The following is a 15,727-nucleotide window of genomic DNA, read 5'->3' as shown; positions in this document are numbered from 1 at the left end:
AGGGAAGGGGCCCGCGCCGAAGGCGTGGGAAGGGTGAGGGTGACCTGCCTCTCGACCCTTCACCCTCACCCTCCCGCCGCTTCGCGGCTCCTTCCCTCTCCCAAAGGGAGAGGGACAGTATGACCCTCACCCATCTCGACTCCACCGGCGCCGCGCACATGGTCGATGTCGGCGGCAAGCCCGTCACCGCGCGCGAAGCCGTAGCCACCGGCCGCATCGCCATGTCCCCAGAGGCCGCCGCGGCCATCCGCGAAGGATCGGTCAGGAAAGGCGACGTCCTCGCGACGGCCCGTATCGCCGGCATCATGGCCGCGAAGAAGACGAGCGACCTCATCCCGCTGTGCCACCCCCTCCCCCTCACCCGCGTCGCCATCGACCTCGCGCTGGACGAAACCGGCATCACCGCCACCGCCACCGCCGCCACCGAGGCCCAGACCGGCGTCGAGATGGAAGCCCTCACCGCGGTCAGCGTCGCGCTGCTGACGATCTACGACATGGCCAAGGCGCTCGATAAGGCGATGGTGATCGGCGAGATTCGCCTCCTCTCCAAAACCGGTGGCAAATCGGGGGATTGGAAGGCGTGATCCGAACGGTTGCAGCCCCACGCGGCCTCTCCTAGGCTGGACGTTTCAATCGCGATGGGGGCAGCGCGACATGTGGGGCAAATTCTATCTACCGATGGCCGCGGCGTGCCTGTTTGCCGCAGCTCCGGCGGCGGCACAGGGTGCCGCGCGTGACTGGTCGCTTCAGATCGATCCGGCGATGTGCACGCTCAATCGCACCGTGACCGAGCCGACTCCGCACATGATCGGACTTTGGACCCGGCCGGGCTCGGACTATTTCACGCTGGTGATCGCCGAGCGCGGACTGCCTGATCTCGGCGGCCGTTATCCCGTCCCGGCAACCGTCCAGTTCGCCGCCGACGGCCCGGTCCACAAGGGCTACGTTGGCGTGTTCCCCGTTCACGCGCAAGGCATCCACGGGGTCACGGTCACCGGCATGAGGCCAGCGTTTCTTGAGGCCTTCGCGGGAGCCTCGGCGCTTACGGTAACGATCGGGTCGAAGAGTTTCGGCCCCTATTTGCTGCCGAGCGCCGGGCCCGCCGTTCGCGCATTCAAGGGCTGCGTCGCGGACCAGCTCATCGAATGGGGCGCCGATCCCGCCCAGTTTGCCAAAGGCGGCGCGCCCGCGGTGGCGCTGGTACCGATCGACGACTGGATCCCGAACCGGCAGCTGATCTTCATGGCCGGCAACGCGCACTTCTTCCATGCCGCCTTTCGCGTCACTGCCACGCCCGAGGGCGTGGTGGATGGCTGTCAGATCATCGATCCGGAAACCGACAAACGCGCGGAAAAGATCGGCTGCGACGCGGTCATGAACCGCAAGCTGCTGACGCCCGGCCGCGATCCGCAAGGCCAGCCGGTGCGCGGGGCGGCGACCTTCGAGGTCGAGCTGCAACGGCGACCCGCGATGCGCTGACGTCCGGTAACGGCGCAAATTAGGAGGTTAACGGGCCCCCGGCTTAACGCTTTCTTCAGGCCCCGCGCCTGACAGTCGGGGCAAGTACCGGGCGGGGCGTGGAATGTCGGAAGTGCTTGCGTCGTCTACCATTTTTTCGCTCAATGCCGATCTGCCGACCGCCCTTCCCGCGCCGGCAGAAGGGTATGAGTCGGCGCTCGATTCCGCCATTTTGGTGGGTGAGGAGCGCCGCATCCTCTGCCGCATCAGCCGCTTCACCGCCGCCGGCGCCACGCTGCGCCTCACCGTCGATGCGCTCGCCGAAGGCGAAGCGCATATCCTCGAGCTCCGCAACGGCCAGGCCATTCCCGGCACGATCGCCTGGCTCGGCGAGGGCGAGGCCGGTTTCCTGTTCGATGCGGCAATGGACGTGGTCGGCACGCTCGCGCGCAACCTCGCCATCCTCCCCGCCGAGCGCCGCCGCGTGCCGCGCGTCGAGGTCCGCCAGACCGTCTGCCTCCACCGCGGCAACAATGTCGAATTCACCCGCACCCGCGACATCTCGCAGGCCGGCGTCGGCATCGAGACCGGGCTCGCGCTGCAGGAGGGCGACGAGGTCCAGCTCGCCTTCGACGGTCTCCGCCCGATCGCGGGCAAGGTCCGCTGGGAACGCGACGGCCTCGCCGGCATCGCCTTCAACGAGGAACTGGGCTGGCAAATGCTGATGCCCTGGCTACGCGAAGTGCAGAGCCGCCCCGTCCGCCCCGCGCCGCGCCTCCACGACATCCACGAAGAGCGCGGCTTCGGCCTCACCTCGGACAAGAACGCGATCCGTATCAACGCCCCCGGCCGGGTCCGCGAGGGCACGATCTGGTGGAACGTCGAGGTCCGCAACCTCACCCCCACCCTCGTCGAATTCGAGGCTGCAGCCGATTTCTCCAAGGGCACCCAGCTCTGGTTCAGCCTGCCCGGCACCGCCGGCTGGCCGATCAGCGTGATCGAGGCGGAGAATCTGCGCTACCTCGCCGAATTCCGCCTGCCGCTGAGGCAGCACGAACTCGCCATGATCGCCCCGGGACGGTTGGCGGCGGGGTAATCCCAAAACCCCCTCGCCCCGGCCTGGTGCCCGGGTGGCGATGTATTGAAGCGCCCCTTGCATCCTCACCACATTCCGCGCCAACGCTTGCCGCGATGAAACCCCTCCTCCCCGTCCTCGAAGCCCAGCAACGTCTCCTCGCCCTCGTCGAGCCCGTCGCGGTCGAGCACGTCCCCCTTCACGAAGCCGCCGCCCGCTGGGCCGCGGAGGACATCCCTGCCCTTCGCACCCAGCCCTATGCCGATCTCTCGGCGATGGACGGCTACGCGATCCGCTTCGCCGACATGCCCGGCCCCTGGCACGTCATCGGCGAAAGCGCCGCCGGACGCGCTTTCGCCGGATCGGTCGCCCCGGGCCAGGCCGTCCGCATCTTCACCGGCGCACCCGTTCCCGGCGGGGCCGACACCGTCCTCGTCCAGGAAGAGGCGACCCGTGACGGCACCGCCCTCACCCTCACCGGCGACGGCCCGCCCCACCGGGGCCGCAATATCCGCCGCAAGGGCCTCGACTTCACCCAGGGCGATACGCTGATCGAAGCCGGCGAGCGCCTCACCCCCGCCCGTCTCGCCCTCGCCGGCATCTCGGGCCACGCCGCCCTCCCCGTCCGCCGCAAGATCCGCGTCGCCCTCGCCGCCACCGGCGACGAACTCGTGCCCCCTGGCACGCCGCTCGCCGAAGCCCAGCTCCCCGAAACCAACCGGATGATGCTCGCCGCGCAACTGGCCGGCCTGCCGGTCGAGATCGTCGATCTCGGCATCCTTCCCGATCACCAGCCGACTCTCGAAGCCGGCTTCCGTGCCGTCCAGGCCGATCTCCTCGTCACCACCGGCGGCGCCTCGGTCGGCGATCACGACCTTGTCCGCCCCGCACTCGAAGCCGCCGGCGCCACGATCGACTTCTGGCGCATCGCGCTACGCCCCGGCAAGCCGATGATGGCGGGCATGCTCGGCAACACAGCGGTGCTCGGCCTCCCCGGCAATCCGGTCTCGGCCTTCGTCACCGCCCAGCTCTTCGTCCGCCCGCTGATCGCCCGCCTTTCCGGCGCCGCCGATCCCTTCCCGGCCACGCGCACGGTCCCGCTCGGCGAACCGCTCCCCGCCAATGGCGAACGCACCGACTATCTCCGCGCCGAGCTCCGCGATGGCCACGCCTTCGCCTCGACGATCCAGGACAGTTCGATGCTCCGCACCCTCGCGCGCGCGTCCTGCCTGATCGTCCGCGAGCCGGGTGCTCCCCCCGCAAAAACGGGCGACTCGGTGGAAATCCTCGACATCGCTTGACAGGCACGCGGAACATTGCGTAAACGTTCCCAGTCTGTTCCCGACGAGAGGACCTGTCGATGCTCACGCGCAAGCAGCACGAGCTGATCTGCTTCATCAACGACCGCCTGAACGAGACCGGCGTGTCGCCGTCGTTCGAGGAAATGAAGGAGGCGCTTGACCTCAAGTCGAAGTCGGGCGTGCACCGCCTGATCTCGGCGCTCGAGGAACGCGGCTTCATCCGCCGCCTCGCCAACCGCGCCCGCGCGCTCGAAGTGCTCAAGATGCCCGAGCGTGCCGATGCCAGGAAGGCCGCGCCCAAGGGCAATGTGGTGCAGATGACACCGCGCGCACCCGAGCCCGCCAACGACGTGATCGAGATCCCCCTGCACGGCCGCATCGCCGCGGGCGTGCCGATCGAGGCGCTCGAAGGCGCGTCGATGCTGCCGGTCCCCGCCGCCCTGCTCGGCATGGGCGAACATTATGCGCTCGAAGTGGCGGGTGACTCGATGGTCGAGGCTGGCATCCTCGACGGCGACTACGCGCTGATCCGCAAGGCCGAGACCGCGCGCGACGGCGATATCGTCGTGGCGCTGATCAACGACGAGGAAGCGACGCTCAAATATTTCCGCAAGGAAGGCGCGATGGTCCGCCTCGATCCCGCGAACCGCAGCTACGACCCCCAGCGCTACCGCCCCGAGCAGGTCCGCGTGCAAGGCAAGCTGGCAGGGCTGCTGCGGCGGTATAATTGACCTGACCTTCCCTCGCCCCTCGCAGAGGGGAGAGGGTTGCGCAGACTTGGGTCGCGTTCTTCACGCGGCCCTAGTCGGAGCTGGGTGAGGGGTAGCGCTCACACTTGTGAGCGCGCGGTGCAAAGCGCCGCTTAAACCGGGGTTTCCCGCGCCCGCCGGATCCAGCAATTCACCGCAAACCGCGAATCCCCGAACGCTCCCGAAGCACAGCGCACCGGCAACACCTCGTGCGGCGCCCAGCTCGGAAACACCGCAAGACTGTTCTGCTCGGGCGGAATATCGGCGAACGCCTCAGCCTTCCTCGGCCCCGGCCGCGCAATTGGATAGAGCCTCAGGTCGCCGCCTTCGAACCCCTTGGGTTCATTGTGGAAATAATAGACCGCGGTGATCAGCCGGTCCCCCGGCAGCCCGGGCAATGACGGATCGCCGCCATGCCGGTTACGCGGACCAAGGTCCGAATGCCGCCGATAATAGGCGCCGTCATTATAGGCGATCATGTCGAACTCGATCACGCTCACCTCGAACGCCGCCATCCCGAACGCGGCCGTCCATTCGGGCAACATCGCCATGAAGCGCTCGCGCAACACCCGCCGCCAGGGCTGCGCGACCTTCGCGCGGACGTTGAGCGAGTTGCGCATGGTCAGATCGACCTTCTGCGCCCGCCCAAGCCCCGCCGCGCCGAACAGCGCCTCGTTCGCGATCGCCCATTCGAGCAAGGCCGCGCGCTCGCCGGCCGGCAGGAAATCCCGGTAGACGCGGTACGGCGGAATACGCTTGAGCGGCCCGGTCACCGTCCGCGTTTCGCCGCGGTCTGCGCCTCGAGTTCCTTCTCGAACGCCGCCTCCGCCGCGTCGACCCGCCGCCCCAATTCGTGCGCATCGACAAAGGCGAAGCGATCCCCCGCTTCCAGCGCCTTCCGCTTGGCCTCCATGTCGAACACCGCGGGATGAAAGCTCAAAAACACGTCCGCCTGCAACCCGCGCAGCAGCCGGAAGGTCCTCCGGAAATCATCGGCCACGCCCGGATAGACGGGATTCCCCCCCGTCAGGTCCTGCCCCGCCGCCGTCAGGCTGCAGGCGAACAGCACGTCGAGCGGCCGCCCCATCTCCGCCGTCCGTAACGACCAGCTCGTGCAGCCCTTGGTGTGCCCCGGGGTGAGGTGCGTCACCAGGTCGATCGCCCCCCAGCGGACATGCATGCCGTTCAGGATCAGCCGATCGACATGCACCGGCGCGAAATGGAGCAGGTCGGTCCGCCCCGCGGTCATCCCCGCCTCGAGATCGGGCGCGTCGCCCACGCTCGCCAGCAGCTGCGCGCCGCTCAGTGCCTTGAGCCTCGCCAGCCCACCCGCATGATCGAAATGCGCATGGTTGATCAGCAGATAGCGCACATCCTCGATCCGGAAACCGAGCGCGCGGATATTGGCGACGATCCCGTCGACGCTTGGATCCATCGCTCCATCGATCAGGATATGCCCTTGCGGACTGGTGATCAGATAGACCGAAACCCCCGCCGTCCCGACATAATAGACATTGCCGACGACCCGGAAGGGCGTGGTCGGCCGCGTCCATTCGACGATCGCCTGCGTCCAGTCGGTCGTCTGCGCGGCGGCGGGTGCGGCCGTCATCATCATCATCATCAGCGGGAGGAGCAGAGAGAGAGCGCGCATCATCGGGGTCCACTTGTTCTTGGCGGCTGTTGGGTCGGGTGCAGTGGTGGCGGCATTACCCCGGGCGGGTCAACCCAGGGATGGTGCCCGCCTGTCGCCGCAACGCTGCGCACCCGGGCATCGCTGAAGGTGATGGCCACCCCGCCGCTCTTCGCCAGCGCCTCGCGGTCGAGCTTGAGCCAACGCGGCGTGCATCCCGCGGGCAGCCGCCGGTCGCTCACCACGATGTCCGCCGAACGGCACAGCGCCACCATCTGCGGCCACGGCACCAGATAATTGCTCCGCGTCGCCGCCACCCGCCAGCGCCGCGTGCCCGATACGACATCGATCAGGCAGAGGTCGGCGCTGCACCGCGCGCCCTCCTGCTCGGCGAGCAAAGCCAGCTCGTCATCGCCGCTATTCTCGCCCAGCATGTCGCGGGTATAATCCCCCGCCCGGTCGCGCAGCAGCGCCATCCCGCCATCGGGCATCCGGATCGCCAGGTGCCGCCCATCCCCGGTGACGAGCAGATCGGGGGGCGGCGTCATCAGCGCCCAGACCGCCCCGATCGCCAGCGGCACCGCCCCAGCCAGCCGCACCCGGCTCCGCCACAGCGCCAGCCACAGCCCGCCCGCGACCATCAGCGCGAACGCGCCGCCCGGCATGGCGGGAAGCGCCGCCACCGCCCCCGGTGCGTTCGCGGCGGCGTGCGCGAGCCACAACAGCAGCGCGAGCGCCTGTCCCGTCAGCCACCATAGCGGCCCGCCCAGCCCGATCGTGTCGAGCAGCAACGCCAGCGCCTCGAGCGGCATGATCACGAAAGTGGTCAGCGGGATCGCGACGATATTCGCGAGCGCGCCGTAAACCCCCGCCTGATGGAAATGGAACAGCGCGATCGGCATCAGCGCCAGCTCGACCGCGATACCCGTGAGCAGCAGCGAACCCAGGCTGCGCGCCAGCCGCTTCACCCGCCCCTCCTCGCGCCGCTCGAACCAGCCACGCACCGTCCGGTTCTCGTGCAGCGCGACGATCGCGGTCACCGCGGCGAAGCTCAGCTGAAAGCTCGGGCCCGCCAGCGCCTCGGGCCAGAGCAGCAGCACGAAGAACGCCCCTGCCGCGACCAGCCGGAGCGTGATCGCCTCACGCCCCAGACTCAGCGCGAGCAACACCAGCAGCGCCGCCGCGCAGGAGCGGATCGTCGGCACCTCGGCGCCGGTCAGCAGGGTATAGCCGATCGCGGCCACCGCCCCCGCCCCCGCCGCGATCAGCGGCAGCCGGAAGCGGAGCGCCAGCCACGGGCTCAGCGCCAGCAGCCGCAGCACCACCAGCATCGCCGCCGCCGTCACCGCGGTCACATGCAGTCCGCTCACCGAGAGCAGATGCGCGAGCCCCGATCGCCGCATCGCCTCCGAATCCGCCTCGGCGATGGCGCCCTGGTCCCCGGTCGCCAGCGCGCTCGCGATCCCGCCTGCGCTGCCCTCGAGGCGGCTCTGGATATGCGCCGAGAGCGAGGCGCGCAGGTCCGCCCCCGGCGCCTCGCCCGGCTTCACCACCGCCACGGGCCCGAACCCGCGCCCCGTCGCCCCGATCCGGTCGAACCACGCCACCCGCGCAAAGTCGTACGCCCCCGGCACCGCAGGCGGCGGCGGTGGCATCAGCCGCGCGCGCAGCCGCACCATCGCGCCCCGCGCCAGTCGCGCCGGCACGTCCTTTTCCGCCAGATTGACCCGAACATGCGGCGGCAAATCCGCCCTGCCCTCGGGCGCCAGCCGCAGCCGCACCAGCCCGCGCGCCGGCAATTGCTCGATCCGCTCAACCCGCGCCTCGATGGTCACCAGCGCCGCCCGCGCCAGCACCGGCGCCGCCACGCTTTCCGCGCGCCACCATGTCAGCGAACATCCCGCCGCCATCGCAAGGCTTCCGACCAGCAGCACCCGCCCGCCCCGGCCCGCGCCCGAAAAGGCCAGCCCCAGCAGCGCCAGCGCGCCAGTCGCCACCAGAAACCAGCGCCACGCCTCCGCTCCCGGCAGCACGAACCAGGCGGCGATCCCCGCCCCCAGCGCGACCGGCAGCCACAGGATCAGCTGCTCGCGCTCGCCCTCCAGCCAGTGTTCGACCGCGCCCGGGATCTGGCCGAACAGGCTGATCGCCCCCATTTGAAGGGGCAGGTCCCCCGTGCGTGGGCTTAGACTCATCTTCCGCAACGGCCGTGATCGCCCGGAGAGAGGCGCTGGCAAGGAAGGTCGTGCAGTCGCGTGGCGGCGCCACGCGCAAGCGGCCTGACGCAGCCAGCGCCTCTCTCCGGGCGACCGCGAAGCGGCGGGCGTATTTTGGCGCACAGCGGCGTCGCGCGTCGGTCACGATGCCTTCGCATCGCTCCGCTCCTTGCTCCTACCTGTGCGCCAAAATACGCTCCGTCCCGGCCATTGCGGGAGATGAGTTTAAGCCCTAGGGCCTCGGCGGCTGAACTGGCCATCGATTTTCATGCTGGGAGCAAGCGCGGTTGAGCGCAACATCTGATACCGGCAGCACCGCTGTCGTCACCCGTTTCGCGCCGTCTCCGACGGGCTTTCTGCACATCGGCGGCGCACGCACTGCCTTGTTCAACCTCCTCTATGCCCGTCACCATGGCGGCAAGTTCCTGCTGCGGATCGAGGATACTGACCGCGCCCGCTCGACCCAGCCCGCGATCGAGGCGATCCTCGACGGGATGCGCTGGCTCGGCCTCGATTGGGACGGCGACGAAACCTATCAGTTCACCCGCGCCGATCGCCACGCCGCGGTCGCGCACGAAATGGTCGAGAAGGGCGCGGCCTATCGCTGCTACCTGACCCAGGACGAGCTCGCCGCGATGCGCGCCGAGGCCGAGGCCAACAAGAAGCCGCTCCGCATCCGCTCGCCCTGGCGCGACAAGACTCCGAACGAGGAGGGCAAGCCCTTCGTCGTCCGCCTCAAGGCCCCAAGCGAAGGCGCCACCACGATCCATGACCGCGTCCAGGGCGAGGTCACCGTCCAGAACAGCGAGATCGACGATCTCGTCCTGCTCCGCTCGGACGGCACGCCCACCTATATGCTCGCGGTGGTGGTCGACGATCACGACATGGGCGTCACCCACGTCATCCGCGGCGACGATCACCTCAACAACGCTTTCCGCCAGCTGCCGATCTACCGCGCGATGGGCTGGCCCGAGCCCGTCTACGCCCATATCCCGCTGATCCACGGCTCGGACGGTGCCAAGCTCTCGAAGCGTCACGGCGCGCTCGGCGTCGATGCCTATCGCGACGAGATGGGGATCCTGCCCGAGGCGCTGTTCAATTATCTGCTCCGCCTCGGCTGGGGGCATGGCGATGACGAGATCATCAGCCGCGAGCAGGCCGTCGAATGGTTCGATATCGACGCAGTCGGAAAATCACCAAGCCGGTTCGATTTGAAGAAGCTGGAGAACCTGAACGGTCACTATATCCGCGCCGCCGACGATAGCCGGCTCGCCGGTCTCGTCGCCGCGCGACTCGGTTTTGAACTCGGCGAATCGCAGCTCGACCTTCTGCGCCGCAGCATGGCCGAGCTGAAGCCCCGCGCCGCGAATCTCCTTGAGTTGACGGCCGGCGCCGAGTTCCTGTTTCGCACCCGCCCACTGGAATTGGACGCGGACGCGGCACCTCTGCTAGAGGGCGCGGCACGGTCGCTCCTGGTCCAATTGCACGCCGCGCTTGACGCGGCGCAAAGCTGGGATACGGAGACGCTCGAAGCGGCGGTACGCACGGTCGCGGAAGATGCGGGGGTCAAGCTTGGCCAGGTCGCGCAGCCCCTTCGGGCCGCGCTCACGGGCAAACGGACTTCCCCTGGGATTTTCGACGTCCTGGTTCTGCTGGGGCGCGACGAAAGCCTGGGCCGCATTTCCGATCAGATGGGCGTACCGGCCTAACGAAAGGATAGATGCGATGACCGACGGCACCTCGATCAAGATCGGCGATCGCGATTATGGCGTGATGTCCGGCAGCACGGGTCCGGACGTGATCGACATCCGCAAGCTCTATGCGAATACGGGGATGTTCACCTACGACCCCGGCTTCACCTCGACCGCGAGCTGCGAATCGGGCCTGACCTTCATCGACGGCGACGAGGGCGTGCTGCTCCATCGCGGCTATCCGATCGGCCAGCTCGCGGAGCATTCGAGCTTCATGGAGGTGAGCTACCTCCTCCTCAACGGCGAGCTGCCGAACAAGGAGGAGCTCGACAAGTTCAGCTACACCATCACCCGCCACACCATGCTGCACGAGCAGCTCGCGACCTTCTATCGCGGCTTCCGGCGCGATGCGCATCCGATGGCGGTGATGTGCGGTATCGTCGGCGCGCTCTCGGCCTTTTATCACGATTCGACCGACATCACCGATCCGTATCAGCGCATGGTGGCCTCGCATCGCCTCATCGCGAAGATGCCGACGATCGCGGCGATGGCGTATAAATACACGATCGGTCAGCCCTTCGTGTATCCGAAGAACTCGCTGTCCTACACCGGCAACTTCCTGCGCATGACCTTCGGCGTGCCCGCCGAGGAATATGTCGTGAACCCGGTGGTCGAGCGCGCGCTCGACCGCATCTTCATCCTCCACGCCGATCACGAGCAGAACGCCTCGACCTCGACCGTGCGCCTCGCCGGTTCGTCGGGCGCGAACCCCTTCGCGTGCATCGCCGCGGGCATCGCCTGCCTCTGGGGCCCCGCGCATGGCGGCGCCAACGAGGCAGCGCTCAACATGCTGCGCGAGATCGGCCGTCCGGAGCGCATCCCCGAATATATCGCCCGCGCCAAGGACAAGAACGATCCGTTCCGCCTGATGGGCTTCGGCCACCGCGTGTACAAAAACTACGACCCCCGCGCGACCGTGATGCAGAAGACCGTCCGCGAAGTGCTGACTGCGCTCAACGTCACCGATCCGCTGTTCGACGTCGCGCTCCAGCTCGAGGAAATGGCGCTCAAGGACGATTATTTCATCGAGAAGAAGCTGTTCCCGAACGTCGATTTCTATTCGGGCGTGATCCTCTCGGCGATCGGCTTCCCGACCACCATGTTCACCGCTTTGTTCGCGCTCGCCCGCACCGTGGGCTGGGTCGCGCAATGGAACGAGATGATTTCGGACCCCGACCAGAAGATCGGCCGCCCGCGCCAGCTTTACACCGGCCCGGTGCAGCGCGATTATGTGGCGGTGGACAAGCGCTGAGGCTATTGGCGCTAACGGAGGACCCGATGCGCCAGCAAATCCTGATCTTCGCCGGCATCATCGGCTTCATCGCGGGCATGATCTTCATGCTCCAGGGGCTCGGCGTGATCCGTTATCCCCCCAGCAGCTTCATGGTCGACAACCATGTCTGGATCACGCGCGGCGGCATCCTCGCCTTCCTCAGCGCGATCCTGGTGGCGGGCGTCCGGCTGGTGCCGGCGACGCGCAAGAAAGGCGAGGATTGAGCGCTACGGTTGCGTCGAGATTCAGCTCAGGGCGCGGCGAAAATGGTGGTTTGCCGCGACCCGGAGCGCAGCGTGCTCAAGGCACGTGAGCACCGGAAGCGCGGGAAAACGCCATTTGCAGCCCGCCATGGGCTGAAGATCGATGCAACCGCTCAGCTCTTCGGCAATTCCGCCTTGTCCAGATTGCCGTCGCCATTGGTGTCGAGCAGGCGGAAGCGGGTGATCGCCGCGCGGTCGAATTCCTGCGCGGTCACGCCGCGGTTGAAATTGGTGTCGGCCGACATCACCGGCTGCGGGATCCCCAGCCAATTGTACGACGAAGCGCCGCCGCGCCGCACATAGGTCACGTTCGGCTTGATCATGCCGTCGGCCTCGGGGTCGTAGCCGCGGTCCATTCCGCGGCCGACGCCGCCGCCCGAATCGCTGATCGCCTGCTGGATCAGCAGCTCGTAGCGCTCATTCTCCTGCGGATCGATCTCGCCGCTGTGATCGAGGTCGAGCGTCTTGAAGAAACGCTGCGCGTCGTCCTCGAACTCGTAGATGCTGACCTTGCCGTCCTTGTCCGCATCGGCGCCGTTGAACCAGGTGAGCGCGGGCGGATTGGCCTTGTCGCCGACAAAGGGCTCGCCCATCGGGCTGACGAACAGCCGGTCGGCCGCCGGAGCGGCAACGATTATCAGTGCAGGAAGGGCAAGCAGGACAAGCATCGAAAATTCCCCGGATTCGTCGCCCTCTTTCGCACATGCGAATGGCGAATGTCAGCCCCAGCCGCGCGCCAAATACCAAGCGCCGTGCACGATCAAGATGCCCGCGAGCACCATCACGATCCAATAGGCCCCGGGCTGGCGCGCCCGCGTCACCGCGCGATCCCCCCAGACCAGGGCGCCGCGCAAAAGGCCCCGCGACAGGATCGTCGCTCCGATCGCCGCTCCAAGCAGCGCCCAGACATAGTCGGCCATGGGAAAATGCTAGCGCCGCGGGGCGCAGAAGGCGAGTGCCGGGTTAGAGCCCCGTCTGCCGCTTCAGCCGCGCGCGCAGGTCGTCCATCTTCACCGCCTCGACCCCCGCCGCCTTGTCCGCTGCCTTGATGACTTCGGCCAGGTGCGCGAGAATCTGGTTGGTCAGGTCGATCCCCTGCAGCGCCATGGCGTGGCGGTGGAGCAGGATCGGGTCGCCGATCAGTGCATCGCCGATCTGGTCGAGCCGGCGGCGGATCGTGTCGAGCTCCTCGGCGATGCGGAAATCGATCGGATCATTGGAGGCCGTGGGACGCGGCGGCGGCTCGCGAAACAAAGGGCGCTTGATCGGGGTCGCGGAGGGGGGCAACGCCGCTTGGGCAGCCTGGGCGCGGATTTCGGCCAGCATGGCATCGACCTCGCGCTGATGCGCAGGGGGCACGTACCCGTTGACCGCAGCCTGACCCGACATTCCCGGAACCCTCCCTGAAACAGGGGATAATCCCGGGTGGTTAAACTAGGAATAACGCGGGGTCCGGTATGTGTCCGGAAGATTTCACGCCCCGAAAGCCGCCCCGCGCACCGGATCACGATAGGGAAGCGTGAAGATGAAGCGCGCGCCCATGCCCGGGGCGCTGTCCACGCTCAGGTCGCCGCCCATCGCCCGCGCCAGCCTCCGCGCGATATAGAGCCCCAGCCCGCTCCCGCCAGGCTCGGTCGGGTCGACGCGGCCGAACTTCTCGAAGATGCGCTCCTGATCCTCGAACGCGATGCCCTTGCCCTGATCGGCGACGATCACGCAGCCCATATCGCCGTCGCGCTCGAGCCGGATCCACACCATCGCGCCCGGCGGCGAATAGCGCACCGCGTTGCCGATCAGATTGACCAGCACCTGCAAGGCGCGGCGGAATTCGCCGGTCACCGGCATCGCCTCGCTCGCCGAGGGCTTGTCGACCCGCACTTCCGCTTGAGCAGCACGCACCGCGAGCAGCCCGCCCGCCCGCCGCGCGACGTCGGCCAGATCGATTGGCTCCGAAGCGGTGCTGAAATCGTCGCGCTCGATCGCCTGCAAATCGACCAGATCGTCGACCAGCCCGAGCAGATGCCGCCCGGCATTGGCGATGTCGCTGGCATATTCGGCATAATCGGGCTTGAGCGGCCCCTCGGTCTGCGCGCTGATCGAATCCGCATTGGCGATGATCTTGCCCAGCGGTCCGCGCAGCGCCCGGTCGAGCCGCTGGCTGAACGAGTCCGGGAAGCCTCCGAACGGCGTCGCCGGCACCGGCGCATCGACCTTGGGCGCCACCGGCTCGATCAGATCGAGCATGTGCGCCGCGCCGACGAACCCTGCGAAACGACCGCCCGGATCGGTGCGCGGCGTCGCATCGAGCCGCACCATCCGGCCTGTGCCGCGCAATTCCGCCTTCTGCCCGTCGAACCGCGCCTGCGCCGCCACCGCGCTCAGGATCGGCAAATTGCCCGTCTCATCCTCTTCGAGCGCAAACAGCCGGGTCAGCGGCTGCCCCAGCATCGCGCTGGTATCGAAGCCGTAACGCGCACCCGCCTCGATCGAGAGGAAGGTGATGCGCAGCGACGCATCGGTCTCCCACAGCCAATCGGCAGCCGAACGGAAGAAATCCCCGTCGCGCTCGGGTTCGGTCGCCACCGCGCGCCACAGCGGCCGCAGCCGCCACCCGCTCACCTCGAGCCGCACCCCGCCGTCCTGAGGCTCGGCGCGCACCCAGAGTTCCAGATCGTCCTCGCCATCGGCGGCGATCACGTTGCGCGAGATGCCGATCCCCAGCCGTTGCGCCAGCCTCGCGAGGGTGGCGATCTGCGGCACCGCCAGCGCCTGCCCGATCGCCCCGCCAGCGCGCGCGTTCAGCTCGGCGAGCCGGGCCTCGGCATCGAGCAGCCGGCCCTCCGAATCGATGTGCCCGATGGCGGTGGGGAGCGAGGAATCGATCGCGTTCACGCCCCCCCTCCGGCGCGGCCCAGCGCCAGCACGGCGGCCCGGTAATCGGGATGAAGCTTCATCGGCGCCAGCGCGGTCCGCGCCTCGCCCGCATCGATCGCGGCGATCGAATCCAGCGTATCGGCGAAGCTCTCGAGATCGCGCCGAGGATCGGCCTCGCACAGCGCATAGCCAATCTTGGCGACGGTATCGCGCGTCAGGTCGAGCGCGCGCAGCGCCAGCCACAGCCGGTCCCCCGCCGGATCGACCACCACGTCGCGGGCGAGCGCATACCCCACCCCCAGCGCGTGCGCGAGCAAGGCGGTGAACAGCACGATCCGACGGTCGCCCAGCGATTCCACCAGCAATTGGGGCAATTCGCCCGGCTGCGCGTCGATCGCAGCGGCGAAGCGCATCGCGGTCGCCTCCAGCCGGTCGCCCTCGTCATAGGCGCTGAGGCTGCGCTGCGCCGCGTCGGACAGGGCCTTGTCGAGCGGATCCACTCCGCCTTCCGCACCCTCGGCAACGCGTTCGCGCAGCGCGGCCGCGACCCACCAGATCATCCGGTGGTGCAGCTCGGCGGGCAGCTCGGTCTGAGTCAGCTGTCCCGATTCGGGACCGCCGCGCCGGCGCGACTCGGCGATCAGCACCGCCATCGCGCCTGCCGCCACGACTCGGTCGGGATGCTGAACGAAGCGGTTGATGAGGCTCGGCCTTTCGGGATCGACCGCCCCCTGCATCGGCAGCGCATTGCCCAGCAATTCCTGGCGCACCCGCGCGATCAGCTCGGCCATCAGTTCGGGATCGCGCAGCAGCCCCGATTTGGAGAGCCGCGCCAGCACCGGCACGCGCTCGTCGGCAAGCTTGCCGGCAAGCGCGGCCTCGCCCCGCGCGCCCAGCAGACGCGCGCCATGCTCGCGAATCTCGGCTTCCACCGTCTCCACCAGCGAGCGCACCAGCATCGCCAGCGCCGACCGGGTCCGCTCGTCGAGCCGCGACTCCTCTGGCAGGAAGAAATCGTCAACCGCGATCATCAGCGCGTGAAACGCGCGCACGTCCGCGGCCGCCGCCCGGGCAAGCAGCCTTTTCGCGCCGATGGTAGCGCCATCGCGCGTGTCGACGGGATTGTCCGACATCGAC

General features: G+C 68.2%; 16 protein-coding genes. 8 read left to right on the top strand and 8 right to left on the bottom strand.

All coding sequences use genetic code 11. The features are described from left to right. The first annotated feature begins 119 nt into the window (after positions 1 to 119). From moaC to lexA, 5 genes are all read left to right on the top strand, one after another. Complete coding sequence (gene moaC / locus OF829_RS10370; protein WP_264939937.1) at positions 120 to 584, top strand: cyclic pyranopterin monophosphate synthase MoaC; 465 nt, start codon at positions 120 to 122, stop codon at positions 582 to 584. Positions 585 to 678: 94 nt separating this feature from the next. Further along, complete coding sequence (locus OF829_RS10365) at positions 679 to 1,479, top strand: hypothetical protein (RefSeq protein ID WP_264939936.1); 801 nt, start codon at positions 679 to 681, stop codon at positions 1,477 to 1,479. A gap of 103 nt (positions 1,480 to 1,582) precedes the next feature. Beyond that, positions 1,583 to 2,554 (top strand): PilZ domain-containing protein, encoded by a 972-nt coding sequence (locus OF829_RS10360; protein ID WP_264939935.1) that lies wholly within the window; start codon positions 1,583 to 1,585, stop codon positions 2,552 to 2,554. A 95-nt stretch (positions 2,555 to 2,649) separates the two neighbouring features. After that, positions 2,650 to 3,834, top strand: coding sequence for a molybdopterin molybdotransferase MoeA (locus tag OF829_RS10355; RefSeq protein WP_264939934.1), 1,185 nt, complete (start codon positions 2,650 to 2,652; stop codon positions 3,832 to 3,834). Between the two features lie 59 nt (positions 3,835 to 3,893). Continuing rightward, positions 3,894 to 4,565 carry a transcriptional repressor LexA gene (lexA, locus tag OF829_RS10350; protein ID WP_264939933.1) on the top strand — a complete coding sequence of 224 codons (672 nt, stop codon included), beginning with the start codon at positions 3,894 to 3,896 and terminating at the stop codon, positions 4,563 to 4,565. 131 nt (positions 4,566 to 4,696) lie between these two features. Here the strand turns inward: lexA and OF829_RS10345 are convergent, their stop codons facing one another. From OF829_RS10345 to OF829_RS10335, 3 genes are read right to left on the bottom strand one after another with little or no spacing between them, the layout of a single operon-like run. Beyond that, complete coding sequence (locus OF829_RS10345) at positions 4,697 to 5,356, bottom strand: 2OG-Fe(II) oxygenase (RefSeq protein WP_264939932.1); 660 nt, start codon at positions 5,354 to 5,356, stop codon at positions 4,697 to 4,699. After that, on the bottom strand, positions 5,353 to 6,234 hold the full coding sequence (gene bla / locus OF829_RS10340) for a subclass B3 metallo-beta-lactamase (RefSeq protein ID WP_264939931.1): 882 nt from the start codon (positions 6,232 to 6,234) through the stop codon (positions 5,353 to 5,355). Before bla ends, OF829_RS10345 begins: the two co-directional genes overlap by 4 nt. Continuing rightward, positions 6,234 to 8,369: a ComEC/Rec2 family competence protein gene (locus OF829_RS10335; protein WP_264939930.1), complete on the bottom strand. Its 2,136-nt coding sequence runs from the start codon at positions 8,367 to 8,369 to the stop codon at positions 6,234 to 6,236. The genes bla and OF829_RS10335 overlap by 1 nt, the downstream gene beginning before the upstream one ends. 347 nt (positions 8,370 to 8,716) lie before the next feature. Here OF829_RS10335 and gltX point away from each other — a divergent pair, with 347 nt between their 5' ends. The 3 genes from gltX to OF829_RS10320 are packed head-to-tail and all read left to right on the top strand — an operon-like array spanning position 8,717 to position 11,677. Further along, positions 8,717 to 10,138, top strand: coding sequence for a glutamate--tRNA ligase (gene gltX / locus OF829_RS10330; protein WP_264939929.1), 1,422 nt, complete (start codon positions 8,717 to 8,719; stop codon positions 10,136 to 10,138). Between the two features lie 16 nt (positions 10,139 to 10,154). Next, complete coding sequence (locus OF829_RS10325) at positions 10,155 to 11,432, top strand: citrate synthase (RefSeq protein ID WP_264939928.1); 1,278 nt, start codon at positions 10,155 to 10,157, stop codon at positions 11,430 to 11,432. A gap of 26 nt (positions 11,433 to 11,458) precedes the next feature. After that, positions 11,459 to 11,677, top strand: coding sequence for a hypothetical protein (locus tag OF829_RS10320; protein WP_264939927.1), 219 nt, complete (start codon positions 11,459 to 11,461; stop codon positions 11,675 to 11,677). Between the two features lie 152 nt (positions 11,678 to 11,829). On the opposite strand, the gene OF829_RS10315 is transcribed toward OF829_RS10320, so the two are convergent. The 5 genes from OF829_RS10315 to OF829_RS10295 all read right to left on the bottom strand — a co-directional run bounded on the left by OF829_RS10315 (position 11,830) and on the right by OF829_RS10295 (position 15,723). Further along, the gene (locus OF829_RS10315) at positions 11,830 to 12,384 is read right to left on the bottom strand and encodes an EF-hand domain-containing protein (RefSeq protein ID WP_264939926.1); all 555 of its coding nucleotides are present in this window, start codon (positions 12,382 to 12,384) and stop codon (positions 11,830 to 11,832) included. Positions 12,385 to 12,435: 51 nt separating this feature from the next. After that, positions 12,436 to 12,636, bottom strand: a complete 201-nt coding sequence (locus OF829_RS10310; protein WP_264939925.1) for a hypothetical protein — start codon at positions 12,634 to 12,636, stop codon at positions 12,436 to 12,438. 43 nt (positions 12,637 to 12,679) lie between these two features. Continuing rightward, positions 12,680 to 13,105, bottom strand: a complete 426-nt coding sequence (locus OF829_RS10305; RefSeq protein WP_264939924.1) for a hypothetical protein — start codon at positions 13,103 to 13,105, stop codon at positions 12,680 to 12,682. Between the two features lie 84 nt (positions 13,106 to 13,189). Beyond that, positions 13,190 to 14,608 (bottom strand): sensor histidine kinase, encoded by a 1,419-nt coding sequence (locus OF829_RS10300; RefSeq protein WP_264939923.1) that lies wholly within the window; start codon positions 14,606 to 14,608, stop codon positions 13,190 to 13,192. Then, positions 14,605 to 15,723 carry a DUF2336 domain-containing protein gene (locus tag OF829_RS10295; RefSeq protein ID WP_264939921.1) on the bottom strand — a complete coding sequence of 373 codons (1,119 nt, stop codon included), beginning with the start codon at positions 15,721 to 15,723 and terminating at the stop codon, positions 14,605 to 14,607. The genes OF829_RS10300 and OF829_RS10295 overlap by 4 nt, the downstream gene beginning before the upstream one ends. Positions 15,724 to 15,727: the final 4 nt, after the last annotated feature.

This window comes from Sphingomonas caeni (genome assembly GCF_026013415.1).
Lineage (GTDB): Bacteria > Pseudomonadota > Alphaproteobacteria > Sphingomonadales > Sphingomonadaceae > Sphingomonas > Sphingomonas caeni.
This window is presented reverse-complemented; position numbering and strand designations above follow the sequence as displayed.